The organism is Variovorax sp. MSC1_012 (genome assembly GCF_023667525.1).
Lineage (GTDB): Bacteria > Pseudomonadota > Gammaproteobacteria > Burkholderiales > Burkholderiaceae_C > Variovorax > Variovorax beijingensis_B.
Genome location: NZ_JAMOZJ020000002.1, coordinates 242530 through 266879 on the forward strand (window position 1 = coordinate 242530; position 24350 = coordinate 266879).

The 24350-nt window shown below is 69.7% G+C and carries 22 protein-coding genes; 1 reads left to right on the forward strand and 21 read right to left on the reverse strand.

Annotated features, from left to right (window positions below; translation table 11 throughout):
• Positions 1 to 3: 3 nt before the first annotated feature.
• From gspD to gspG, 5 genes are all read right to left on the reverse strand, one after another.
• Complete coding sequence (gene gspD / locus L1081_RS26490) at positions 4 to 2589, reverse strand: type II secretion system secretin GspD (protein WP_489417609.1); 2586 nt, start codon at positions 2587 to 2589, stop codon at positions 4 to 6.
• A 23-nt stretch (positions 2590 to 2612) separates the two neighbouring features.
• Positions 2613 to 3215, reverse strand: coding sequence for a type II secretion system protein M (locus L1081_RS26495; RefSeq protein ID WP_489417610.1), 603 nt, complete (start codon positions 3213 to 3215; stop codon positions 2613 to 2615).
• Entirely contained in the window at positions 3212 to 4420 is a 1209-nt protein-coding gene (gene gspL, locus L1081_RS26500) for a type II secretion system protein GspL (RefSeq protein ID WP_489417611.1), read from the reverse strand. Before gspL ends, L1081_RS26495 begins: the two co-directional genes overlap by 4 nt.
• The gene (gspK, locus tag L1081_RS26505; protein WP_489417612.1) at positions 4399 to 5358 is read right to left on the reverse strand and encodes a type II secretion system minor pseudopilin GspK; all 960 of its coding nucleotides are present in this window, start codon (positions 5356 to 5358) and stop codon (positions 4399 to 4401) included. The genes gspL and gspK overlap by 22 nt, the downstream gene beginning before the upstream one ends.
• A gap of 93 nt (positions 5359 to 5451) precedes the next feature.
• Positions 5452 to 5901, reverse strand: coding sequence for a type II secretion system major pseudopilin GspG (gspG, locus tag L1081_RS26510; protein ID WP_489417613.1), 450 nt, complete (start codon positions 5899 to 5901; stop codon positions 5452 to 5454).
• 431 nt (positions 5902 to 6332) lie between these two features.
• Between gspG and L1081_RS26515 the strand changes: the two genes are divergently transcribed.
• Entirely contained in the window at positions 6333 to 6854 is a 522-nt protein-coding gene (locus L1081_RS26515; protein ID WP_489417614.1) for an arsenate reductase/protein-tyrosine-phosphatase family protein, read from the forward strand.
• A 1-nt stretch (position 6855) separates the two neighbouring features.
• Here the strand turns inward: L1081_RS26515 and L1081_RS26520 are convergent, their stop codons facing one another.
• From L1081_RS26520 to L1081_RS26595, 16 genes are all read right to left on the reverse strand, one after another.
• Positions 6856 to 7770 (reverse strand): DNA/RNA non-specific endonuclease, encoded by a 915-nt coding sequence (locus L1081_RS26520; protein WP_489417615.1) that lies wholly within the window; start codon positions 7768 to 7770, stop codon positions 6856 to 6858.
• A 53-nt stretch (positions 7771 to 7823) separates the two neighbouring features.
• The gene (locus L1081_RS26525) at positions 7824 to 8066 is read right to left on the reverse strand and encodes a hypothetical protein (RefSeq protein WP_124959605.1); all 243 of its coding nucleotides are present in this window, start codon (positions 8064 to 8066) and stop codon (positions 7824 to 7826) included.
• 8 nt (positions 8067 to 8074) lie between these two features.
• A complete protein-coding gene (locus L1081_RS26530) occupies positions 8075 to 9718 on the reverse strand; it encodes a S8 family serine peptidase (protein ID WP_489417616.1) in 1644 nt (547 codons plus the stop codon).
• Positions 9719 to 9909: 191 nt separating this feature from the next.
• Positions 9910 to 12120 (reverse strand): aldehyde oxidoreductase molybdenum-binding subunit PaoC, encoded by a 2211-nt coding sequence (paoC, locus tag L1081_RS26535; protein WP_489417617.1) that lies wholly within the window; start codon positions 12118 to 12120, stop codon positions 9910 to 9912.
• Positions 12121 to 12125: 5 nt separating this feature from the next.
• On the reverse strand, positions 12126 to 13076 hold the full coding sequence (locus L1081_RS26540; protein ID WP_489417618.1) for an FAD binding domain-containing protein: 951 nt from the start codon (positions 13074 to 13076) through the stop codon (positions 12126 to 12128).
• A complete protein-coding gene (gene paoA / locus L1081_RS26545; protein WP_489417619.1) occupies positions 13073 to 13720 on the reverse strand; it encodes an aldehyde dehydrogenase iron-sulfur subunit PaoA in 648 nt (215 codons plus the stop codon). The genes L1081_RS26540 and paoA overlap by 4 nt, the downstream gene beginning before the upstream one ends.
• Positions 13721 to 13949: 229 nt before the next feature.
• Positions 13950 to 14912, reverse strand: a complete 963-nt coding sequence (locus L1081_RS26550; protein WP_489417620.1) for an AraC family transcriptional regulator N-terminal domain-containing protein — start codon at positions 14910 to 14912, stop codon at positions 13950 to 13952.
• Positions 14913 to 15045: 133 nt separating this feature from the next.
• The gene (locus tag L1081_RS26555) at positions 15046 to 16035 is read right to left on the reverse strand and encodes a tripartite tricarboxylate transporter substrate-binding protein (RefSeq protein WP_489417621.1); all 990 of its coding nucleotides are present in this window, start codon (positions 16033 to 16035) and stop codon (positions 15046 to 15048) included.
• A gap of 23 nt (positions 16036 to 16058) precedes the next feature.
• On the reverse strand, positions 16059 to 17297 hold the full coding sequence (locus L1081_RS26560) for an SDR family oxidoreductase (RefSeq protein ID WP_489417622.1): 1239 nt from the start codon (positions 17295 to 17297) through the stop codon (positions 16059 to 16061).
• A complete protein-coding gene (locus L1081_RS26565) occupies positions 17297 to 17842 on the reverse strand; it encodes a nuclear transport factor 2 family protein (protein ID WP_489417623.1) in 546 nt (181 codons plus the stop codon). Before L1081_RS26565 ends, L1081_RS26560 begins: the two co-directional genes overlap by 1 nt.
• A complete protein-coding gene (locus L1081_RS26570) occupies positions 17839 to 18219 on the reverse strand; it encodes a VOC family protein (RefSeq protein WP_489417624.1) in 381 nt (126 codons plus the stop codon). Before L1081_RS26570 ends, L1081_RS26565 begins: the two co-directional genes overlap by 4 nt.
• Entirely contained in the window at positions 18216 to 18974 is a 759-nt protein-coding gene (locus L1081_RS26575) for a glucose 1-dehydrogenase (protein ID WP_489417625.1), read from the reverse strand. The genes L1081_RS26570 and L1081_RS26575 overlap by 4 nt, the downstream gene beginning before the upstream one ends.
• Complete coding sequence (locus L1081_RS26580) at positions 18971 to 21103, reverse strand: acetate--CoA ligase family protein (protein WP_489417626.1); 2133 nt, start codon at positions 21101 to 21103, stop codon at positions 18971 to 18973. Before L1081_RS26580 ends, L1081_RS26575 begins: the two co-directional genes overlap by 4 nt.
• A gap of 1 nt (position 21104) precedes the next feature.
• Complete coding sequence (locus L1081_RS26585) at positions 21105 to 21866, reverse strand: enoyl-CoA hydratase/isomerase family protein (RefSeq protein WP_489417627.1); 762 nt, start codon at positions 21864 to 21866, stop codon at positions 21105 to 21107.
• The gene (locus L1081_RS26590; RefSeq protein ID WP_489417628.1) at positions 21863 to 22975 is read right to left on the reverse strand and encodes an acyl-CoA dehydrogenase family protein; all 1113 of its coding nucleotides are present in this window, start codon (positions 22973 to 22975) and stop codon (positions 21863 to 21865) included. Before L1081_RS26590 ends, L1081_RS26585 begins: the two co-directional genes overlap by 4 nt.
• A 3-nt stretch (positions 22976 to 22978) precedes the next feature.
• Positions 22979 to 24139 (reverse strand): acyl-CoA dehydrogenase family protein, encoded by a 1161-nt coding sequence (locus L1081_RS26595; protein WP_489417629.1) that lies wholly within the window; start codon positions 24137 to 24139, stop codon positions 22979 to 22981.
• Positions 24140 to 24350: the final 211 nt, after the last annotated feature.

Sequence of the window (24350 nt, forward strand, 5' to 3'; positions counted from 1 at the left end):
CGCTCATGGCGCCACCACCAGCTCGGGGCGGTAGCCCAACTCGCGCAGCACGGCGATGGCGTTGTCCACCGCCTGCGGATCGCGCGGGATCTCCACCCGCACCAGGTTGCCTTCCCCTCCCGGGCCGCCGACGATGTAGGCGCCGATGCCGCTGATGCGCACCCGCTTGACGATGCGCACCGCATCCTGCTCGGCGTTCACGTCGGCAATCTGCACCACGGTGACCTTGTCGTTCATGCCGCCATGCAGCGCGGCGGGGTCGGATTCCACCGTCACGCCCACCGGCAGCTGCGACCGCAGCTCGGGTGGCGGCGCCGCGGCGGCCGCCGGCGCCTGGCGCACCGCGCTGGCCGAGGCGGTGGGCGGCGGCGCCTGCTCTCGCGTGCGCTCCCAGTTCTGCGGACGCAGGTCGACCTCCGGCGCGCGCCGCACGGCGGGCACGTCCGCCGGGGGCAGCGCGGGTCCGCCCAGGTCGGGCAGCAGGCCGTGCGGCACCGGCCGCGCACGGCCCTGCTGCATGCGCATGAAGTTGTAGCGGTCCAGCGTGAGGCCGCGGCTCGCGTTCGCATCCCGGATCACGTAGGGCCGCAGGAAGACCATCAGGTTGGTCTTGACCCGCTGGCGCCTGTCGTAGCGAAACAGGTTGCCCAGCACCGGTAGCGAACCGAGGCCCGGCACGGCTTCGCTGCCGTTGGTCACGCTGTCTTCCATCAGCCCGCCGAGCACCATGATCTGCCCGTCGTCCACCAGGATGCTGGTGTCCAGTGCACGCTTGTTCGTCACGATGCCGGAGGCGCCCGAGTTCTGCTCGTCGATGGACGAGACCTCCTGGTAGATATCGAGCTTGACCGTGCCGCCCTCGGAGATCTGCGGGCGGATGTTGAGCTTGAGGCCGATGTCCTCGCGCTGGATGGTCTGGAACGGATTGGTGCTGCTGTTGCCGTTGGTGATGTACTGCCCGCTCACGAAAGGCACGGTCTTGCCCACCATGATCGAGGCCGGTTCGTTGTCCAGCGTGAGGATGTTGGGCGTGGAAAGAATGTTGGCGCCGTCCTTGCCCTGGAGCGCGCGGGCCAGCATCTTGAGGTTGAGGATCTCGCCCACGCCCGGCAGGTTGATGGTGCCGTCGACCACGCCGATGTTGAGGCCCCTGGGCATCACGTCGATGGTGTTGGCCGCGTTCGCATTGAGCTGGGCACCGCCGAAGTTCGTGCCCGCGCGCACCCGGCCGTTGCTGCCGCCCGCCATCCACTGGATGCCCAGTTCGGAGGCGTCGCGCTCCGTCACCTCGACGATCAGGCTTTCGACCAGCACCTGCGCGCGGCGCTGGTCCAGCAGGTCGATCACGCTGCGCAGGCTGCGGTACATCGGCTCCGGCGCGGCAATGATCAGTGTGTTGGTGGAAGCGTCGGCCTGCACCGTGACGCTGCCCGTGGAGAAGGCGGTCGACGTGCTTCCCGCCGCGGCGCCCGAAGGCTGACCGGCGCCGCCCGCAACCGCGCGCAGCCCGCCGCCGGTGCTTGCCTTGCCGGCGGCGCCGGTCGTGCTGCCGGCGCCAGGGATGGTGCTGCCGCCTGCGGTGGCATTGCTCCCGCTCCCGTTCGCTCCCCCTGCTCCGCTCAGCATGCCGCCCGACCCCAGCGCCGCGCGGACCGAGCCGCTGCCGGTGGCTGACGCGTCCACCGACTCACCCGTCAGCAGGCCGCGCAGCACACCGGCCAGATGCACGGCCTGCGCGTTGCGCAGGTAGACCACGTGCAGGTTTCCCGCATCGGTCTGCGCGCTGTCGAGCTTGGCGATCAGTTCGCGCGCGAGGGCCGTGCGCCCCGGGCTGCTGGCACGGATCACGACGCTGTTGGAGCGCGGGTCCGCGAGCACCACGATGTCGCGGCGGCCCTTTTCGCCGCTGCCTTCCAGCAGTTCGGTGGCGAGCGCGGCAATGTCCACGGCAATGCCGTTGCGCAGCTTCACCAGCTCGGAATCCAGCGATGCCGGGGTGTCGATGCTCTCGATGATGCGGGCCAGGCGCTCGAGGTTGTCGATGTGGTCGGTCACCACCAGCGTGTTGTTCGATGCGTAGGCGGCAATGGTGTTCTCGGCCGCGATCAGCGGCTTGAGCACCGGCACCAGCGCTTCGGCGTTTTCATAGTTCAGGCGGAAGGTGCGCGTCGCCAGGCCGCCGCCGGGATTGCGCGTGTTGACCGCCCCGCCCTGCAGCTTCGCATCGGCCGCGGGCACGACGCGGCTCACCTCGCCGACGTCCACGATCACGAAGCCGCGCATGCGCAGCGCGGTCGACAGCATGCCGTAGGCCGTGGCCGCAGGCACCTCGCCTTCCGAGACGAGCGTGATCTGCCCTTTCACGCGCGGGTCGAACAGGAAGTTGCGGCCCAGGAAGCGCGCGAGCGCCGACACCACGGAGGTGATGTCCGCGTCGACGAAATTCAGCACCACCTTCTCGTCCTTGCCACCGCCCCTGGCGGGTTGCGGCGCGCGGGCATCGGGGCGGTTCGGCGGCAATGCGGAAGGCGGCGCGGCCGCCGCGCACATGGCCAGGCCCAGGCAGCATGCCACTGTCCATCGGCGCATGGCTGCACCCTTTCGATCTCGTGTCACTGGCCATCCTTGTTGAGTTGCCTGGACTGCACGTCCACCACGCCGCGCACCAGGCCTTGCGAGCCTGTAGCGGGGTCCCCCGCACCATCCACGCGATCCAGGGCGGCACGCACGATCTCGACGTCGCCGCGTGCCGCCACGGCCATCAGCCAGGAGAACACCTGGCCGGCAGGAGCCGGTTCGGCAAATTCGATCCGCCACGCTTTCGCTGGCGATGCCTTGCCCGCAGCCGGCGGCGCGTCGGCCGCGGCGTCCTGTAGCCCGTAGAGCCCTCGAAGGCCCGCGCGGTCCAATCCAGCCTGCAGCGGCTCGGCCACGCCGCGCGCTGCGCGCGCAACGGGAACGCCCGCCAGCAGCTGGTCGAGTTCGGCGGACTGGGCCTGCAGCTTCGGCAGGTCGCGCTGCCATCGGGCCACGGTATCGAGAGCGGGCCGGGCCAGGACCAGCCACAGAAAAGCCAGCGTCGTCACGAGCACGGCAATACCCACGGCCGTGCGATCGCGCGCAAGCAGTGCGCGCCAGCGGCCTGCGCCTTCGCGGGCGAACTGCCGCGCCGGGCTCATGCGGTGAACCAGCGCTCGCAGGCGATCGCGGATCACGGCGGGTCTTTCCGCTGCGGGTCGGGCGCCGCGGCGTCGGCCACCGCGCTGCCTGCCGCCATCCGCACGCGCAGCACGCCCGCATCGCTCTCGACAGCCAGGCCCTGCTCGCGGGCCCGGGCCTGCAGCGTGCCCCATGCCTCGGACGATGGCGCCCCGCCATCGCGCCAGCGGATGCGCAGTTCCTCCGGTGCATAGCGCAGGCTCTGGACCTGCCCGGCCGGCACCTCCGCGAGCAAGCGCACGGCCCCCTGCGCAAGACCCGCGTAGCCGCTGCCGGCCGCCTGCGGTCCGCCCGCCGCGAGCGCCTCCTTTTGCTGCCGCGCCTGCTGCACCGGGTTGACGACCAAGGGCAGGTCGGGGAACGCGGCCTTGACCCGCGCGGCCATCTGCCGCTTCAGCGCCTGCCCCTGCGTTGCCAGTTGGCCGGCGTAGACATTCAGGCCACCCAGCCAGACCGCGGCGGCGATGGCGCCCCAGCCGAGGGCAGGTCCGGCGAGCGCGGCGCCGCCACTGGCGCCCGCCGCTTCCGCGGCAGGCAGCGACCAGCGCCAACCCTCGCCCGACCAGCGCGCGGCCGCATCGGCTTCTTCGATATCGAGCCAGCGGATGGAAGCAGGTGCCCCTTGGGCCGCCAAGCTCGCGGCGTGGTCAGCGCCCTGCGGCATCCAGTGGGTGAAGCCCTGGCTCCGGCCCGTACGGACGATGCACCAGCCATCGATCCGGCATCCCACCCAGCCCTGCGCCGCAAACGGCAGGAAAGCAGTTGGAGGACAAAGCCCGCGCACCGCAATGCCGCTGCGCCGCAGCAGTCTCGTCCAGCCGTCCATCGCATGGGCGCCGAGCCATGCCGCGCCAACCGTGCCGTCGGCCTCGCGCGGACCGAAGCCGACCACCAGGCTTTCCAGCGGCTGGAGCGCGCAAGGTTCGACAGCGCCCAGGACGGCGGCACGAAGACGCCGCCCCGACAGCGGCGGCAGCGTGAAGCCGGCCATCGGCAGGTCGCCGGGATGCAGGCAGGCCTCATAGCGTCTGGACCGGAAGCGGCCGGCGACATCGCCCAGGGCCAGCGTGCCGCCGTCGCGCCACGCGCCGTCGGATCCGCGCCAGCCGCAGCGCACGGCAAGCGTCGGATCATCCGGGCCTGTCCAGGGCGGCAGTTGCAGGCGCAGCAGGTCGACCTTCACACGCCCTCCCGCAGCCACACCACGCGTGGCAAGGCATTCTTGTCATCGTGCAGCAGCGCCACCTGCACGAACTTCGTACGCGCGGTGTCGAGCACGCTGGCAACGCGGAACCAGTTGCTGGTGATGCCGATGCGAATCTCGTCGGCCTCCAGTTCCGGCATCTGCAGGCGGTTGGTGAAGTCGCCCCGATTGATGAACCACTGGCCGCGGTCGCGCGCGGCCAGCACGGCGCGGGCCCTGTCCAGCGAAAGGCCCGACACGCCAGCCGCCAACAGTTCCGCACTCGCGGTGTTCGAATTGATCCAGGTCCGCTGCGGCAGCACGGTCACGAAGGGGGCCAGCCTCGCGAGCACGCCGGCATCCACGCCGGAAACGGCGAGCAGGTCTTCCAGTGCGCGCAGTCGCGGCGCCTGCGCGGTGCGCGGCAACACCGGCGGCAGGTCCAGCGTGGCCGCCAGCTTGCCGGCCCGCTCCTGTGCCGCATCCGGCAGGGCATCGGCCGGCAAGGCCTCCGCATCGCCCAGGCTCACGATGACGCGGCGCATGATGGACCGGGCCGGTGCCTGCGGCACGCCCACCATCGCGCAAAGCCGCGTGAACACCTCCGCCTCGGCGGGATCGATGCGCCCCTGGTCCACCAGGTTGCGCAGATTGAACTTGCCCTGCTCGTCGGTGATTTCGCTGACAAGGCGCCCCCCCTCGACGGCCACCTGGCCCGACGCCTGCCTCGAGAAAGGCCGGCTCCACGCCCCGTCGAGACGGGTGGTCGGCTCGCGCACGGCCTCGGCGCGCAACAGGCGCTGCGCCGCGCTGATTTCGCCACGCAGCAGCCAGCGCGCCTGCACGCGGGACTGGCCGTCCTGGGTGGTGCGGATGAAAGCGGATTGCCGGCCCAGCAACGCAGCCGCCAGCGCGGCGATGACGGCCACGATCAGCAGCGCGCTGACCACCGCCATGCCCCGTGCGCGCGCCCGGCTCCGCCGGCCCACCTTCGCGGCCGGGCAGCCGTCCGTCCTGATACCCACCAATCTGCCCACGGTACTGCCGCGCTACCAGGAACCGATGTCCGCGGCGGCCTTTTCCCCATCGGGCTCGCCATCGGCGCCCAGCGAGAACACGTCGACCTCACCGTGGGTGCCGGGATTCAGGTACTGGTAGGCATTGCCCCAGGGATCCTTCGGCAGGCGCTCGAGGTAGGTGCGCCAGTTGGCCGGCACCTTGCCGGAGGTTGGCTTCTCCACCAGCGCGCGCAGGCCTTGCGCGGCACCGGGGTAGGCACCGTTGTCGAGCCGGTAGAGCTTCAGTGCCTGCATGATCGCGGCCACGTCCTGCCGCGCCGCGGTGGCGCGCGCCTGGTCGGGCCGGTCCATCAGACTCGGCACGATCAGCGCGGCGAGCACGCCGATGATCACCAGCACCACCATCAGCTCGATGAGCGTGAAGGCGCGCTGCAGAAGAGGACGCCGACCTGCGCGACAACGAGTTGAACGTGCGGCCATTTTCCACTCCCAGAGCAAAGGACATCAAAGACAAGCACCAGCGCCGATCGTTACCGCGCCGCATGTCAGCGAGATTGAAAATCCTCGGGAGTTCGCATGGCCGAGGGATGAGGCGTGGGCTTTTCCGGATGTTGCGGCGGTTGGCGATTCGGAGAAGGCCGCCCATCTGGCGATACAGACGCTGTATGCACTGCCGCCGGCGGCTGGAACTGTTTGTCAGCCTGCCGCTCCAGGGCACGGATCGCGCCGCCATCCGATCGGACCTTCGGGATCTGGCGCACATGAGATAGCGCCCGGGAGAGGCGCCCGCGCCGGCCTGCAATCCCTGCCCGCCATTGCGGGCGTCATACACCCGTCATGCCGGTCGGGATCAATGCGCGGAATCATCATCCACATGAAGGCCGCCTGCGCGCGGCCGCATTTGCCACGCCATGAACCCGAGCCACCCTGTTCACGTCCTCTTCCTCTGCAACAGCAACGCGGCACGCAGCCTGATCGCGGAATCGCTGCTCAATCACCTCGGCAAGGGCCGCTTCCTCGCGTGTTCCGCAGGCCTTGCGCCCACGCCGGACGGGAAGCCCGATCCCCGCGCCATCGAAGCGTTGAAGGATGCGGGCCTGCCGACCGATGGGTTGCGCAGCAAGAGCTGGGACGAATACGGCCTGGCCTCGGCGCCGCACATGGACCTGGTCGTCACGCTTTGCGACGAGGCCGCGGGCGAGACCTGCCCCGTCTGGCCCGGTCAGCCCGCCGCGGCGCACTGGTCCCATCCGGACCCCCGTGCCGAAGGCGGTGGCGACATCGACGCCTTCGTGAAAACGATGCACGCGATCCGCCGCCACGTGGAACTGCTGGTCAACCTGCCGGACGAGCGCATCGACCGCCTGGTGATCGAGTCCGAGGCGCGGCGCATCGGCACGCCTGCCGGGGAGCCCGCCTCCCCCGCGCCATAGATCAGCCCGGAAGCCTGGTGTCGCTGAAGCGCCGGATCGGCTGGACGAAGCTGATGTCCGCGCCGTCGAGCACATCGCGCCCTTCGAGGCTTTCGAACTTGAGCCCGGTCTCGGCTTCGATGAACGAGAGCGGGCGCTGCGACGTGGCAAAGTCCTCCAGATCGCGCGCCACCCCCGAATCGAGATAGGTGCCCTGGCTCATCAGGTAGGCGATGGCGGCCAGCTCGCCGGTCGCCTCGCTGATGAAGGCAACGACCTTCCAGAAGTCGCGCGGGATCCGGACGCCGAATCTCTCGGCATCGTCCGGCCGGAGAATCGGCCCGGTGAAGACGCTGATGCGCTTGTCGTCGCCTTGCGCATTGCCGAGGACGTAGTCCTCCAGGTCGCCCCACAGCCCGTCGTTGAAAGGCTGCCACTGGGGACACGCATTGGTTGCAAAGAAGGTGTCGATGTTGGCCCGCTGCGCGGTCGCCAGCGAACCCCAGTTCGGGTCCTGCCTGCGCGTCATGTGGCCGCGCGAGAACTTCCTGTCCTGCTCGGGGCCGTAGGCTTCCCGCAGCATCTGGTATTCCTTCTTGATGCGGCCGTCATAGTTCCAGGTATCGTGGCGCGGAACGTTCTTCGACCTGGACCCGTCGACGTTGCAGGCGGAATAAAGCGGCACGCGGCGGGAAATGCACTGCACCGTGCTGAAGTGCTGGTACTTGAGCTCGAAGGAGCCGTCTTCGAGCGTGGCGATATCGTCCATCGATATGGCCTCGCTCATCGAGGGCAGCTCTACGCGGTTGCCGTCCCCGAAGAAGTCGGGTGCGTAGCCTTGCCGGCCCCTGAAGAATTCCGCCGGCTTGGGCGTTGCGGCAACGCGCTGGATACCGGTCCATGAGTTGCTCACGACCTGGACGTCTGTATCGGACATGGAACTTCCTCTCCAAAAAACCCGCGGCCGGTAGCGGCCGGGGCGCCTCGCGACTATTTGCCGAGCTTGGCGCGTGCGTTTTTCAGATTGAAGACAGGCTTGCGGATTTCCGCAAAAGTCGGTGGGGTCACCACCCATTCGGGATTCTGTTCAAGCGCCGCCAGTTGCGCGTCGTCGTCGATCTGGGCCTCCACCAGGGTGCCCGTCTTCGGCGTGAGAACGACGCCCGGCACGCAGCGCCGCAGCCGCGCCTCGGCCGACAACTTCTGGTCGGGACGGCCTGTGTAGGTCAGCACCACGCTTGTCACTTCAGAACTCCAAACCCTTCGTATTCGGCCGACCAACCCACCTTTCGGGCTGCCTGCGACAGCATCTTGACGATGGCGTCGGCCTTTTCAGGACCTCTGGCCATGTTAAGCAGCTTCTGATTCCCTGACAACAGACGGGCCGCCATGCCCGACGTGAACGGCGTGGCCATCGACGTGCCGGACATCATCGCGTATCGCCCGCCCGGAAACGCCGACAGGACGGCGACGCCCGGGCCGATGAAGTCGGTTGAAAGCCCGTAGTTCGAGAACTCGGCAACGAATTCCTTCTTGCGGCGGATTTCGCTCTCCTGAAAGCTCTCGGGACAGTCCGCCGGAAACGTTCCGTCGCGGCCGAGCGCGCCGACTGCCAGGGTGTGGCTGTAGCGCGCGGGATAGCGCAGCAGCGACTGCCCGTCGTTGCCGGTGGCCGCGAACACCGCAATGCCGGCGTTGCGCGCCTTTTCGAGAATGTCCGGCATCTCCGGCATCGGCTCGAGGCTGCCCATGCTGATGTTGACGATGTGGCAGCCGTCGCTGATCGCTCGTTCGAGCGCGCTGGCAATGTCGCTGGATTTCGCACGCCCGCGTTCGCCTGTCTTGGGGCACACGCGGTAGGCCAGCAGGCGGCAGGCCGGCGCCAGGCCGTAGATCCCGGTGCCAGCAGCCATCCTGCCCGCGATGATGCCGGCAACATGGGTCCCGTGCCCGATGCCGTTGTCGAGGAAATCCGCGGCATCGTCGCCAGTGACGAAGCATCCGCCGCCCGCCACGGCAATGTCGGCATGCGGCCCGACGCCGCTGTCGATCACGCCGACCGTGACGCCCGCTCCCGCCTGGGGATCGTAGGGCGCGTAGTTCGCAAGCAGTTGAAAGCTATCGGGTGCCAGCGCCGTGGTCCGGACATCCAGCCGCTTCGGTGCCGCAACACGGTCGAACCCCTTCAGGAAGACCGACCAGTGCGTGTGTTCCGGCTCGACCAGGATCATTTCCACCCGCGGGTAGAGCACCGGAATTCCGAGGCTCGCGATTCCCTGGCTGTCGGTCACCGCCGGCACGTGTGCGCCATCCCAGTCGACGAGCGCCTTGACCCGAATCCCCGGCACGGGGTTGCCCAGCGAGTCGGCAAGGCGCAATTCGAAGCGCTTGACCTTGGCTCCCGCCGCAACCTGGATCGCACTGGACTCCAGTTCCTCGCCCAGCGGCCGGATGTACTGGAGGTAGGCCCATGCAGCCGGTGCAACCCGCAGTCCGGGCGTATTGCGGCGCATCGCCAGCAGTGCGGACGAGTTGGCCTTCATGACCGACACGCCGTCCAGCTGCTTGACCAGATTCATCCGTGGCGCACCGCGGCCTTGCACCCCTTGCCCGAGCGCTTCTTCGGCGTTGCCCAGGTTGATGGCGCCCAGCGTCGCCAGCTCGCTGCCACCGGGCGCTGCGCTCTTCGAAGGCCACACGATGACGTCGTCGGAAAACTTGGGCTCCGCCGCGATGCGGCGCAGACGCAATTCCTGCAGCAGGCGCTCGATCTTCTCGCCGTCCGACTTCGACATGTCGCCTTTTGCGTGCTGGTAGGTGCGCTCGGTTCGACGCGGCGAACCGGCCTGTCCCAGAACTTCCTTTCGCTTGCGCTCTGCAGCCATGGGCTCTCCTCGTAACCCGGCTTATCGCACAAGGGCGTTTCAAGCCAGTGAAAGCCGAGCTGCTTGTGGTGCTCTCAGCCCTTGCGGCTCAAGCAGATCGATGCGGCGTCTTCTCAGGCGCAAGAAACGCGTCCAATCTGTTGAATATCTGCCATCCGCGGCCGATGGCACGACCGCCCTGCTTCGTCGCCTCACACCACCGGCGGCAACCGGTCCAGCAGCTTGTCGAGCGTGATCGGATAGCTGCGCACCCGAACGCCCGTGGCGTTGTAGACGGCGTTGGCCACCGCGGCCGCGACGCCGCACATGCCCAGCTCCCCGACCCCCTTGGCCTTCATCGGCGAGGAGATCGGGTCCGTCTCGTCGAGGAAGACCACGTCCTGGTGGGGAATGTCGGCGTGCACCGGCACCTCGTAGCCCGCGAGGTCGTGGTTGACGAAGAAGCCATGCCGCTTGTCGAGCGCGAGATCTTCCATCAGCGCCCCGCCGACGCCCATCGTCATGGCACCGATCACCTGGCTGCGCGCCGACTTGGGATTCAGGATGCGCCCCGCCGCGCACACCGCGAGCATGCGCCGCACGCGGATCTCGCCGGTGGCGGCATCGACGCCCACCTCCACGAAATGCGCGCCGAAGGTGGACTGCTGGTACTTCTTGTCGAGGTCGCCGTACTCGATGCCATCCTCGACCATCAAACCTTCGGCGCCCGCTGCTTCGGCAAGCGGCACCGCACGCTCGCCGGCGCGCACCATGCCGTCGGCGAATTCCACGTCGACCGCGCCGAAGCCCAGCTTGCTCGCGACGGCCTCGCGCAGCTTCATGCAGGCCGCATAGACGCCCGAGGTCGAGTTGTTGGCGCCCCATTGCCCGCCCGAGCCGGCCGACACGGGATAGGCCGAGTCGCCCAGGCGCACGAGCACCCGGTCCAGCGGCACACCCATCGTCTCGGCGGCGGTCTGCGCAATGATGGTGTACGTGCCGGTGCCGATGTCGGTCATGTCGGTTTCCACCGTGACCATGCCCCGGTTGTCCAGTCGCACGCGCGCGGCCGACTTCATCAGGAGGTTGTTGCGGAACGCCGCGGCCACGCCCATTCCCACGAGCCAGCGTCCGTCGCGCTGCTGTCCCGGGGCCGCGTTGCGCTTGCTCCAGCCGAAGCGCTCGGCGCCCGTGCGCAGGCATTCGATCAGCCTGCGCTGGGAATACGGACGCTGCGGTTTCTCCGGATCGACCTGCGTGTCGTTCCGGACGCGGAATTCGACCGGGTCGAGCGCGAGCTTCTCCGCCATCTCGTCCATGGCAATTTCCAGCGCCATCATGCCCGGCGCCTCGCCTGGCGCGCGCATGGCGTTGCCCTCGGGCAGGTCCAGCACGGCCAGCCGCGTGGTCGTCAGGCGGTTGGCACCGGCGTACAGCAGCCGGGTCTGGTTGACCGCGGTTTCCGGCTGTCCGCCCGGCAGGTCGCCGGACCAGCCTTCGTGCGCGATGGCGGTGATCTTGCCGTCCCTCGCGGCGCCGATGCGGATGCGCTGGATGGTCGCGGGCCGGTGCGTGGTGTTGTTCATCATCAAGGGCCGCTGCAAGGCCACCTTCACGGGCCGCTTGGCCGCCCGCGCGCCCAGCGCGGCAAGCACCGCATCGGCGCGCACGAACAGCTTGCCGCCGAAGCCGCCGCCGATGAAGGGCGAAACGAGGCGCACGTTTGCCTTCGGGATGCCGAGCGTCCTGGAGACGTCGCCCACGCCCCAGTCGATCATCTGGTTCGATGTCCAGAGCGTGAGCTTGTCGCCCTGCCACTGCGCGATGGAGGCATGCGGCTCCATCATGGCGTGCGACTCGTCGGGGGTGGTGTAGGTCGCATCGAGCTGCACGGCGGCCGCGGTGAATGCACCCGGAAAATCGCCGGTCTTCGTTTGCGGCTCGCCCGAAAACGGACTGGGCTTGGGCATCTGTGCCGCGTCTTTCTCGGCGGCAAGGTCGAAGCGGCCCGGCGCACGCGTGTACGCGATGCGCACCAGCTGCGCCGCGGCGCGCGCCTGCTCGAAGGTGTTTGCGACGACCAGCGCGACCGCCTGGTGGTAGTGGTCGATCTCGGGGCCGCCCAGGAGCCTGGCCGTATTGAAGTCGCCTTTGCCGAGCTTGCCGGCATTGCGCGCGGTGACGATGGCCAGCACGCCCGGCGCGGCGCGCGCGGCGCCCAGGTCCATCGAGGCGATGCGGCCTTTCGCGATGCCGGCACCCACCACCCAGCCGTAGGCGGCGTCGGGCACCTCGGTGTGGCGTTCGTAGGCGTAGCGTGCGGTGCCGGTGGTCTTCATCGGGCCGTCGATGCGGTCGGTCGGCTTGCCGATGATCTTGAGCTGGTCGATCGGATTGGTGGTGGCGGGCGTGTCGAATTTCATGCTGCTCAGCTCCTTGCTTGCGCCAGTGCCGCGGCCAGCGCGCGCTCGGCCAACGGCAACTTGAATGCGTTCTCGTGCGTCGGCTGCGCGCCGGCCAGCAGCTGCGCGGCCACCGCCTTGGCGCCCTGCGGCATCGCGGCCTCCGCGGCCTCCACGCGCCACGGCTTGTGCGCCACGCCGCCCAGTGCGACGCGGCCCGAGCCGTCGCGCTGCACGACCGCCGCAACGGACACCAGCGCAAAGGCGTAGGAGGCGCGATCGCGCACCTTGCGGTAGATCTGCGCGCCACCGATCGGCTTGGGGAGCGTGACGCCGGTGATCAGCTCGTCGCGCTCCAGCGCCGTCTCGATGTGCGGCGCGTTGCCGGGCAAGCGGTGAAAGTCGGCGATCGGGATCACGCGCGTGCGGCCGTCGGGGCGCACCGTCTCCACCGCCGCGTCGAGCACGCGCATTGCCACGGCCATGTCGCTCGGATGGGTGGCGATGCAGGCCGTGCTCGTGCCGATCACCGCATGCTGTCGCGTGATGCCGCCGATGGCGCTGCAGCCGCTGCCGGGCTGGCGTTTGTTGCAGGGCTGGTCGGTGTCGTAGAAGTAGGGGCAGCGCGTGCGCTGCAGCAGGTTGCCGGCCGTCGTGGCCTTGTTGCGCAACTGGCCGGAGGCGCCGGCCAGCAGCGCGCGCGACAGCACGCCGTAGTCGCGGCGCACGCGCTCGTCGGCCGCCAGGTCGGTGTTGCGCACCAGCGCGCCAATGCGCAGGCCGCCTTCGGGTGTGGCTTCGATCTTGTCCAGCGCCAGGCCGTTCACGTCGACCAGGTGCGTGGGCGCCTCGATCTGCAGCTTCATCAGGTCCAGCAGGTTGGTGCCGCCCGCGATGAACTTGGCGCCGGGGCTGCGCGCGACCGCCGCCGCGGCCTGCGCGGGCGACTGCGCTTTCTCGTAGGTGAAAGGCTTCATGTGCGGCTCCCGGCCACCTCGGTGATGGCATCGACGATGTTGGAGTAGGCGCCGCAGCGGCAGATGTTGCCGCTCATGCGCTCGCGCAGCTCTTCGGCCGACAGCAGCGGACGCGCGGTGAGATCGGCGCTCACGTGGCTCGGCACCCCGCGCTTGATTTCGTCGAGTACGGCCACCGCCGAGCAGATCTGGCCGGGCGTGCAATAGCCGCACTGGTAGCCGTCGTGCCTGACGAAGGCGGCCTGTAGCGGGTGCATGTTCTGCGGCGTGCCGAGGCCCTCGATGGTGGTGACCTGCCCGCCGTCATGCATGACGGCGAGCGTCAGGCAGGAATTGATCCGCCGGCCGTCGGCAATGACCGTGCAGGCGCCGCACTGGCCGTGGTCGCAGCCCTTCTTGGTGCCGGGCAGGTGCAGATGCTCGCGCAGTGCATCGAGCAAGGTCGTTCGCGTATCGAGCTCGAGCGAATGAGCCTGCCCGTTGACGTTCAGCGAAAGCTTCGCGCGGGGTCCTGCCGCTGCGGCTGCTCTCGGGGCCGCGGCTTCGGCTGGCGCCGAAGAAGAAACCGCCGCGGCGGTGGCAGTGGCGGCGCCGGCAATGAGTGCGTCGCGCCGCGAGATCAAGGGGATCGTGGGACTGTCCATGTCGGCTCCTGTTGTTCGAGGTTCGGGTGCATCGATCGGCCATCGTTTTTTTCCTGATACCACGCGCCATCGGCGGTCGCAATAGGAGAACGGATGCCATGCACCTGCGAACAGTTTCATCGTGTCTTCGGCTCACCATTTTTCTGGCGCGGCGCGGGGATTGATAGAGCATTCCGCTCGTTTTCTTGCCCAATCCGCTGATGCCGCAACCGCCTGCGAACGGAAGTTCCTATGCCAGGCTCGCGAGCCCTTGCCCGGGCGCCTCGGCGCCCCTGGCGGCCCCTCGCAGCACCTCGATGTCCCGCTTGGGCGGCGCACCGAACAGCCGGCTGTACTCGCGGCTGAACTGCGAGGGACTTTCATAGCCCACCCTGAACGCCGCACCCGCTGCATCGAAGTGTTCGCTCAGCATCAAGCGTTTCGCTTCGTTCAACCGCAGCCACTTCTGATACTGCAGCGGGCTCATCGCGGTGAGCTGGCGAAAGTGGTGATGGAAGGTGGGTGCACTCATCTGCACACGCGCCGCGAGCTCGTCGATGCGCACCGGCAAGGCGTAGTTCAGCTTCAGCCAGTCGATGGCCCTCGCGATCCGGTAGCCCTGTCCGTCCACCGAGGCGATCTGCCGCAGCCTCGCTGCCTGGTCGCTCATCAGCAGCCGGTAGTGGATCTCGCGCTGGATCAGCGGTGCAAGAACAGGAATGGCATGGGGCTCGTCCAGCAGTTCGAGCAGGCGCGCAAACGGCGCCAGGATCGCCGGCGTTGCCGCGCCGATGCCCACCCCCACGCCGACCCGGCGATCACGCGGCGGCGGCAGGCCGCCCTGCGCGATCAGCTCGGCCAATATGCGCACGTCCAGCTTCAAGAGCAGCCCCAGGCAGGGCTGCCCGGGACTTGCCACCTTCACCTCCGAATTGGCGGGCACGTCCAGCGAGGTGACGAGAAATCGCGAAGTGTCATAGGCATAGGCCTCGCCGCCCACCCACATCTGCTTGGCGCCCTGGGCAACGAGCACGATGCTCGGCTCGACCATGCAGACGACGGGCGGGGCGGGACATTCGCGCCGAAAGAAGCCCAGGCCGGCGATCGGTGTTTCGAAGTCGCCCGCGCCCGGCGTGCGCGCGCCGATGATCTGCGCCATCGCCTGCTGCGGCGGCCCGCACTGAACCGCCGTGTCGTGGTGTCTGGATGCCATGCTGCGTGGAGCCTCCGCGGAAGACTCTAACCCGCGGGCCCGAACTTCATCCACAAAAGGGTGCCACCGCCACAGGATCAGGCAAGAAATCCAGCGAAGTGCGCAATCGATGGCCTGTGGATCCCGCCAACGCTCAATCGAGCCGCAGCTTCGCGACTCGGGCCAGCGACTGCCAGGCCGCGAGGTCGCGCCGCACGGTGGCCGCGAACTGGTCGGCGTCCTTGATGGGCGGGCGCGGCATGTTCTGCGCGGCGAACTTCTGGATGATCTCGTCGGCCGAGAGAATCCGGTTGATCTCCTGGTTCAGGCGCAGCACCACCTCGCGCGGTGTACCGGCCGGCGCGAAAACGCCATACCAGCCGTCCGCATCGAAGCGGTAGCCCTGCTCGGTCAGCGTGGGCACATCGGGCAGCGCCGGCCCGCGCGCGGAGCCGGTGCAGCCCAGCGCCCGCAGCTTGCCGCCGCGGATGTGGGGCACCGGCGATGCGATGTCGACGAAGCCAATGCCGATGCTGTTGCCCAGCAGGTCGCTCAGCAGCGGCGAGACGCCCTTGTAGGGCACGTGCACCATGTCCATGCCGTACTGCGCCTTGAGGCCCTCCATCACCAGGTGGCCGGTCGATCCGCTGCCCCAGGAGCCATAGGCCAGCTTGCCGGGGTTGGCCTTGGCATGGCGCACCAGGTCCGCCAGCGACGCGATGCCCGTGGCCGGATTCGCCACCAGCAGGATGCCCGCAGCGCCGACCTGGGCGACGGGCAGCAGGTCCTTCTGGGCGTCGTAGGGCATCTTCGGCTGGATGACCGGGTTGATGGCGATGGCCGAGGATGGCGACAGCAGGATCGTGTAGCCATCGTGCGGCGCCTTGGCGACCGCGTCGTTGCCGATCAGGCCGTTGGCGCCGGGCTTGTTGTCCACCACCACGGGCTGCCCGAGGGCCTGCTGCAGCGGCCCGGCCAGAAGGCGCGCGAAGATGTCCGAGCCCGCGCCTGCGGGGCCGGACACGACCATGCGCACGGGGCGTGCCGGCCAGCTGCCGGCTTCGCTGGCGCGCAGCGGCGCTTGCAGCGCGAGCAGGCCCGCGCCGGCCAGCAGGCGGCGGCGGGAAATGAAGGCGTCGATCATGCGGAGGTCTCCTTGTCTTTGGTTCAGGGTTCGGCCGCGCCGGCCCCGGGCCGCAGCACCTGCCCGGTCAGGAATTGCGCGCGCGCGCCGGCCAGGTAGCCGAGCAGCGGCAGGCAGCTGTCCGGTGCGAGGCCGGGCGGCAGTTCCAGCGCGTTGACGCGCAGTCCATGCGCGCCCCATTCGGCTGCCAGTGTGGCCACCAGCATGCGGGCGGCTTCGGCATCGCCGGCCAGCTCCCAGGGCAGCTGCGCAGCAGGCCACGGCAGCAGCAGCGTGAGGCTGGCCAGCGCCGCATGGCGCGCGCGGAAGCAGCGGGCCGCGTCGAGCACGGCATCGAGCTGCGCACCCGGCGGCGCATCGAATGCGCGGCCGTCGATGACGGCGGGATAGCTCTGGATGCCGGCGCGATCCGCATGCGAACGCACCCACGTATCCAGCGCAGCTTGCCAGTCCGGCACGCGCACCGCCTCGCAACGCGGCTGCAGCGGCGCCTCGAACGGCAGCGGGGCATGCGCGCAAGGCGGCAACGGCTGGCTGCCGCCGCAGATGGAGGAGCCGCCATCGAGCACCAGCAGCTGCCCCGTCAGCATGCGTGCACCCGCGCTGGCCAGGAAGCACAGCGCCTCGGCCATGTCCTCGGGCTCGGCCATCCGGCCCATGGGAATCTTCGAGATCGCCTGCACCGGGTTCAGCCGGCCGCCATCGATCAGGCGCTGCACGAGCTCGGTTCGCACGAAGCCCGGCGCGAGCGTGGTCACCGTCCAGTCGGGCCGGGCTCGCGCCAGCGCCCTGCCCTGCGCGATCAGCCCCGCCTTGCTTGGGCTGTAGAGCCCCCGCCACGGAATGGCGCGCAGCCCCGCGCCAGACGCCACGTTGACGATGCACGCGCCCGGCCGAAGCCGCGGCGCACAGGCCTGCACCATGCGGGCCGGGGCCGCCAGGTTGAGCGCCAGCAGGCGCGCGGCCGTGCCGTCGTCAGGGCAGGACGTGGCCTCGGCGCCGCCGGCCGACAGGCCCGCGTTGTTGATGAGGACATCGAGCGGCGGAATCTCCTGCCCCAGTCGCTCGATCCGCGCGGCATCGGTCAGGTCGGCCACCAGGCTCAGCGGCCGCTCGGCCTCGATCGGCCAGAGCGCTTCGAGGCGCCGCAGCGCGTGCGCATCGGCATCGACCAGCACGCAGCGCCAGCCGGCACGCGCGAGGCCCAGCGCCGCCGCGCGGCCGATGCCGCCGCCGGCGCCGGTGAGCAGCACCGTCGCCATCAGGCGCTCCGCACTGCGCGCAGCAGCGCATACACCGCGTCGTGCGGCGCCGCGATGCCCACCGGCCGGCGCGCGCCGAACAAGGCGGTGTCGTCCTGCTTCAGCTCCGGCCGCGTGCGCTCCTCGATCCAGTCGTAGATCACGGTGCGTGCGGCCACGCGCCACTCGCCGCCGCGGCGCTCGAAGCGGTCCGCATAACGGCCGCACAGGAAGGTTTCGCGTTCGGGCTGCGCGGCCGTGGCCTGCAGCGCGAAGAAGCTGCTTTCCACCGCCGCGGCATCGCCGTGCAGTTCGATCATCACGTTGGTGATCTGGTGGACGCGGCGGCCGCCCTGCCGCAGCTTTTCAAGCGCCTGCGCGATGAAGCCGGTGGCGCTGCCGTTCCAGGCGCCGTGGCAGTCCGTGGCGTCCTCCCAGTAGGCCGAACGCAGGGCCGCCTCGTCGCAGCGGTCGATGCCCCGGCAATAGCGCAGCAGGCAGTCGCGGATCGCCTCGCGGTCCAGCAGGGCCTGCAGCGTGGCCGGCACTTGCACGGAGGCACTCATGCGGCCGCGGGCGCGGCGCGCCGGAACAGCTGCACCAGGTTGCCCTCGGGATCGCGCAGCGACAGCACGGCGCCGTGGCTGTCCATGTCGCGCAGGCCCAGCACCTGCCCGCCGGCGGCAGCGATGCGCTCCGCCGTACCCTCGAAGTCGTCCACCTCCAGCACCATCACCAGCCCGCTGGTGGCGGGCGCCGCCTCCTCGGTGCAGGCCAGCGCCACGTTGGTGCCGCCCACGCCGTACTGGATCCAGCGGTCGCCATCGCGGAACTTCATCGGCAGGCCCAGTGCGGCCTCGTAGAAGGCATGCAGGCTGGCCGGCTGCTTCGCCACGACGAACACGTTCTGCACGCGCTTGGGCGGTTGAACGGCGGCGCTCACAGAGATGTCTCCGAGGCGCCGCCGTCCAGCCGCAGCACGTCCGCGTTGAAGAAGCGCGAGCCGTCGCCGGCCAGGAAGCAGATGGCGTCGGCGATGTCTTCCACCGTGCCCAGGCGCCCCAGCGGCGTGCGCGCGATGCGCCGGGCGTCGAGCTCCGCATTGCGGTGCTTGGCCGTGCCCTCGGTGGGCACGGCACCGGGCGCGACCGCGTTCACGCGGATGTTGCGCGCGCCCAGGTCGGCCGCCGATGCGCGCGTGATGCCCAGCACGCCGGCCTTGATGCCGCTGTAGACCACCGAGCGCATCGGCGACTTGAAGGCCGCGATGGAGGCCACGTTGATGATCGAGCCGCCGCGCTCTGGATCCATCGCCTCGGCCGCGGCCTGGATGCCCCAGATCACCGACTTGAAGCCGATCTCCACCATGCGGTCCATGACCTCCGGCGTGATCTCGGGCAGCGGCTGGTAGCGCACCCAGGCGGCGTTGTTGACCATGACGTCCAGCCGGCCCGCATCGCGCGCGAACTGCGCCACGGCCTCGCGCATGCCGTCGCGCGTCGACACGTCGCAGGGCAGCCCGATGGCCTGGCCGCCGAGCGCGCGGATCTCGGCCACGGCCTCCTCCACGAACTCCGGCTTCAGGTCGTTGATGCCGACGGTGGCGCCCAGGCGCGCCATGGCGCGCGCGGTGGCGCGGCCGATGCCGTGACCCGCGCCGCTGATGAAGGCCGTGCGGCCTGTAAGGGACATGTTCATTGCTTGCCTTTCATGGCGTGTTCCTCGGGCACGAGCAGCGCGTCGAGCGCATGCGCGCCGCGGCCCTGTTCCAGCACCACCAGGGGGTTGATGTCGATCTCGGACACGCTGTCCGCATGCCGCACCGCGAAGCGCGACAGCGCCGCGATGGCCTTCGCCGCCGCCTGCACGTCGGCCCTGGGCCGGCCGCGCGCGCCGTCGAGCAAGGGGAAGGCCTTGAGCGAGCGCAGCATCGCTGTGGCCTGCGCCTCGTCGACGGGCGCGAGCTGCAGCGCCACGTCCCTGAAGATCTCGGCAAAGATGCCGCCCAGGCCGACCATCACCATCGGGCCGAACACCGGGTCCTTCCTGGCGCCCACGATCAGCTCGACGCCGCCCTGCACCATCTGCGCGACCAGCACGCCGGCGATGCGGGCGCCGGGCGCCTTCAGCGCCACGCGTGCCAGCAGCTGGTCGTATTCCTCGCGCAGCTGCGCTTCGGAACGCACGCCGACGAACACGCCGCCGACCTCGGTCTTGTGCGCGATGTCGGGCGAGACGATCTTGAGCACCAGCGGAAAGCCCATGTCGCGCGCAGCGGCGAGCGCCTCGTCGACGCTGCGCGCGACCGCCTCCCGCGGCACGGGCAGCCCCGCCTCGGCCAGCACCGCCTTCGCACTGGCCTCGGTGGCGAAGGCCGCGGCGGCCAGCGGCGCGCGCGCGATGGCCGCAGGAGCAGCCCGTTCGGCATCGCGCGCGCCGAAGCGCAGCAGCGCAGCCACCGTCGCGCAGGCCGCATCGATGCCCTCGACCACCGGAAAGCCCATTGCGTTGAGCCGTGCACGCACCTCGTCGGGGGCCCGCGCGCACAACAGGATCAGGCGCGCGGGATGGTCCTTGCGCACCTGCGCGAGCGCGTCCAGGAACACGTCGCGCAGCCGCGGCACGTGGAAGGCGTTGGCCGACTGCAGGACCAGCGCGTCGCAGCTGTCGTCGCGCGCCACGGCATCGAGCATCCGCGCCAGAACCTCGGGCCGGCTCGACACCTGCGCCGTCATGTCCACGGGATTGGACGGCGCGGCAAAGGGCACGGCCGACAGGATGCGCTCCTGCGTCTGCGCCGCGAGCCTGGGCAGCGCCAGGCCCTGCGCGCTGGCCGCATCGGCCAGCAGCACGCCGAAGCCGCCGGAGGCCGTGAGCACCGCCACGCGGTGGCCGCCGGGCACGCGCGCCGGACCGACCACCGACAGCGCATGGCCGACCTCGAGCAGCAACTCGATGCTGGGCACGCGCAGCGCGCCGCCCTGGCGCAGCACGGCATCGAACACGGCGTCCGACCCGGCCAGCGCGCCGGTGTGCGAGGCCGCGGCCGCGCTGCCGGCCTCGGAGACGCCGACCTTGAGCACCACCAGCGGCTTGCCGGCCTCGCGGGCCATCGCCATGGCCTGCATGAGCTTGGCGCCGTCGCGGCAGGTTTCCATGCAGCACAGGATCACCGAGGTGCCGGGGTCGGCCGCCAGCGAGGCGATGGCATCGGCAATGTCCACGTCGCATTCGTTGCCCGTGGTCAGCATGCGGCTCACGCCCAGGCCGCGCTCGCCGGCCAGCCGCAGGGTGAAGCTGCCGAGGTTGCCGCTCTGCGAGACGATGCCCACCGAGCCCGCCGCGGGAAAGCACGATTCCAGCGCCACCGAGAAGGTCGCAATGCTCTTGTCGGGCACGCCGATCGCGCCCAGGCAGTTGGGGCCGACGATGCGCATGCCGCTGGCCCGCGCCACCTCGCCGATGCGCGCCTGCAGGCGGCTGCCCTCCTCGCCCATCTCGGAGAAACCGGCGGACAGGATGACCGCGGCCTTCACGCCGCGCTGCGCGCAGTCCTGCACCGCGTCGAGCACGCCCGCGGGCGGCACCGCGATCACCGCGAGCTCGGGCACTTCGGGCAGTTCCTCCAGGCTCGCATAGGCCTGCAACGACTGCACCAGGCCGCCCTTGCGGTTGATCGGGTAGATGCCGCCCGCATAGCCGTACTTCTGCAGGAACTGCAGCGGCCGGCCGCCGATCTTGGTGACGTCGTCCGAGGCGCCGAAGATCGCGATCGAGCGCGGCTTGAACAGCGCATCCAGCCCGCGCCCCACTTTCACTGCCTGCATCTCAGCGCCCCTGGTAGACCGGCTTGCGCTTTTCGAGGAAGGCCTTGCGGGCCTCCTGCGCATCCTCGGTCTTGGCCAGCGCCATGGTGATGTTCTGCTCGAAGCGGTAGCCGTCGCGCTGCGGCATCAGGTCCATCATGTTGGCCGCCTGCTTCGCATAGGCGACGGCGAGCGGCGCCTTGGACGCGATCTCCTGCGCAATCTCCATGGCCAGCGGCATCAGCCGATCGCCCGGCACCACCTCGTCGAGCACGCCGCGGCGGTACAGCTCGGCGGCGGGTACCTTCATGCCGGTGAAGAACATGCGGCGCGTGAACGAGCGGCCGAACAGGGTGCGCAGCATCGAGACGCCGCCGGCCAGGCCGACGTTGATCTCGGGCATGGCGAAGGTGGCGTCCTCGCTCGCAAGGAAGATGTCGCACGCGGCCATGAGGCCGAAGCCGGCGCCCAGCGCGGGGCCGTTGACGGCCGCGATCACGGGCTTGGCGCATTCGCGGATCGCATTGCCCGTCTCGCGCGTCCAGCGGTTGTGGTCGAGGAAGTCGCCCGCCTTCTGCGCATCGGGCCGGTCCTTGAGGTCCGCGCCGGAGCAGAAGAACTTGCCGCTGCCCGTGAGGATCGCCACGCGCACGTCGGCGCGCTCGGAGACCTCGTCGAAGACCTCGATCAGGCGGCGCCGCGTGGCGCGGTCCAGCGCATTGACCGGCGGCTTGTCGAGCCGGACGACGGCGATGTATTCGGAAACTTCCAGTTCGATGCTCATCGCACACTCCGGGTTGGGTTGGAAAGAAAAACTTGTGGCGCGGGCTCGTGCGGCGCGAGCAGCCGCGCCACATGCAGCAGCCGGTCGCCGTAGCGGAACTCGGAGGCGATCAGGCGCTGCGCCGTGCGGGTGGCCAGCACCTCCTCGCTCACGCCCATGCCGCCGTGCATCTGGATGGCCGATTCGGCACAGGCGCGCGCCGACTCGGCCAGCGACACCTTGGCCAGGCGCAAGGTGCGGCGCAGGCCGACCGCACCCTGCTCGTATTCGTGGAAGCAATGGATCACCAGGCCCTTGGCGCCCAGGTACTTCACGTACATGTCGGCCACGCGATGGCGCAGCACCTGGAAGCTTGCGAGCGCCACGCCGAACTGGCGCCGCTCCTTCAGGTGGAGCACGGTCTGGCGGATCAGGGTGGCCAGCGCCGCCACCGTGTCGGCGGCGGTCAGCAGCAGGGCCGCGTCGGTCGCCTTGGCGCGCGCCTCTCGCACAGCGGTGCCGCGTGCGATGCAGGCGCCCTCGGGCAACGCGAGCTGCTCCAGCACGAAGTCGGCACCCGTGCGGCCCTCCATCGTCCGGTAGCGGGCCGTCGGCGCGCCGATGCGCTCGGCATCGACCAGGAAGAGGGCCTCCTCGCCATCGTCCAGCTGCGCGGGCACAAGGTAGTGCGTGGCGGGCAAGGTCAGGTCGACGCCCTGCACCACGCCGCTCAACGCATAGCCGATGTCCAGGTGCCGGGCCGTCACGGCAGGGTCCTCGGGCGTGGCGGACAGCGCGGTCATCGGCGCGATCCGCGCGCTGCCCTCGGCCACCGCCTCCAGCCAGCGATGGGCCGTCTCGGCGCCGGCCGCCTGCAGCAGCAGCGGCACCACGGCGCAGGTCTCGACCACCGGCAGCTGCAGGCCATGCGTGGCCAGCCCCTCGACGATGGAAGCGAGGTCGTTCAGGCTGCCGCCGACGCCGCCGGCTTCCTCGGGCACGAGCGTCGCGGTCCAGCCCAGTTCGCGCACGGGGTCGCCCTGGATCTGCTGCGCGATGTGATCCTCGGCATAGCGGCTCGCCGCATCGAGCAGCATGCCGGGAAAGAGCGGCGGGAAAGAAGTGGACATGGCTCAGGCTCCCAGCAGTTCGTTGGCGACCACGTTGCGCTGCACCTCGGAGGTGCCGCCGGCGATGGTGCGGGCGCGCGTGAACATGTAGTTCTGGATCCAGGTGGCGTCGGGCACGTCCTCCCCCGCATCGACGAGGAAGCGGTGCGCCGCGTCGGGTCCGACCGCATCGAGGGCGATGGTCGTCAGGCGCTGCGCCACATCGGCGCAGGTCATCTTGATGGCGGAGGGCTGCACGCCCAGCGGGCGCTGGTGGATCAGGTCGTCGGTGGCCTCGGCCATCATCACGCGCGCGCCCTTCACGTCGGCCTCGCACAGCAGCAGCTTGTGGTGCAGGCCGCTGAAGTCGCGCTGTCCCGCGGCAGCGCGGCTCGCCTGCTCGACCAGCTGCGTGACCTGCCGGCGCATGAGCTCCAGCCGCGCCACGTTGGCCGGCGGCAGGCGCTCGCGCTCGAGCAGGAACTTGGCGCAGGTCCAGCCCTTGCCGACCTCGCCCAGCAGGTTGTCGGCGCGCACGCGCACCTCGTCGAAGAAGACCTCGTTCAGGTGGTGCCAGCCGTCGATGGTCTTGATCGGGCGCACGGTGATGCCCGGGGTGTCCATGGTCACCAGCAGCAGCGAGATGCCCTCCTGCTTCTTCGCTTCCTTCGAGGTGCGCACCAGCATGTAGATCATGCTGGCCTCGTGGGCATGCGAGGTCCAGATCTTCTGGCCGTTGACGACCCACTCGCCGCCTTCGAGCCGCGCGCTGGTGGACAGCGAGGCCAGGTCGGAGCCCGAGCCGGGCTCCGAATAGCCCTGGCACCACCAGTCGGAGCCGTCGAGGATGCGCGGCAGGAAGCGCGCCTTCTGCTCCGGCGTGCCGAAGCGGATGATCACCGGGCCGATGTGGCCCAGGCCATGGTGGTAGAGCGGCGGGCAGTCGTTCTCGGCCATCACCTCCTCGAAGATCAGGCGCTGGCGGATGTCCCATCCGGTGCCGCCCGCTTCGCGCGGCCAGCTCGGCGCGCCCCAGCCCTGGGCGTTCAGGATCTGCTGCCAGGCCTGGTATTCGCGCTTGGTGATTTTCTGGCCGGCCGCGACCACGGCGCGGATCTCGGGCGGGCAGGCTTGGCGCGCGAACGATTCGAGTTCGCGCCGGAAGCCGGCGTAGTCGATGGACATCTTGTCTCCTTATATCTTTCGAATAGTTCAAACTTCATTGCTCGAGGTGCTGCAAAGCACGTCGATCAGTGAACGGGTTGACTCGCCACCGCGCAGCCTGGGTCTCCTGCGAGCCCGAGCTCGACCTACAGCACAGGGCGCGCGGTGGTGGTCTCTTTGTTCTGCTGCATCCCGAATGGTTGATCGAACACATTTCGTATTCATAAGGCTG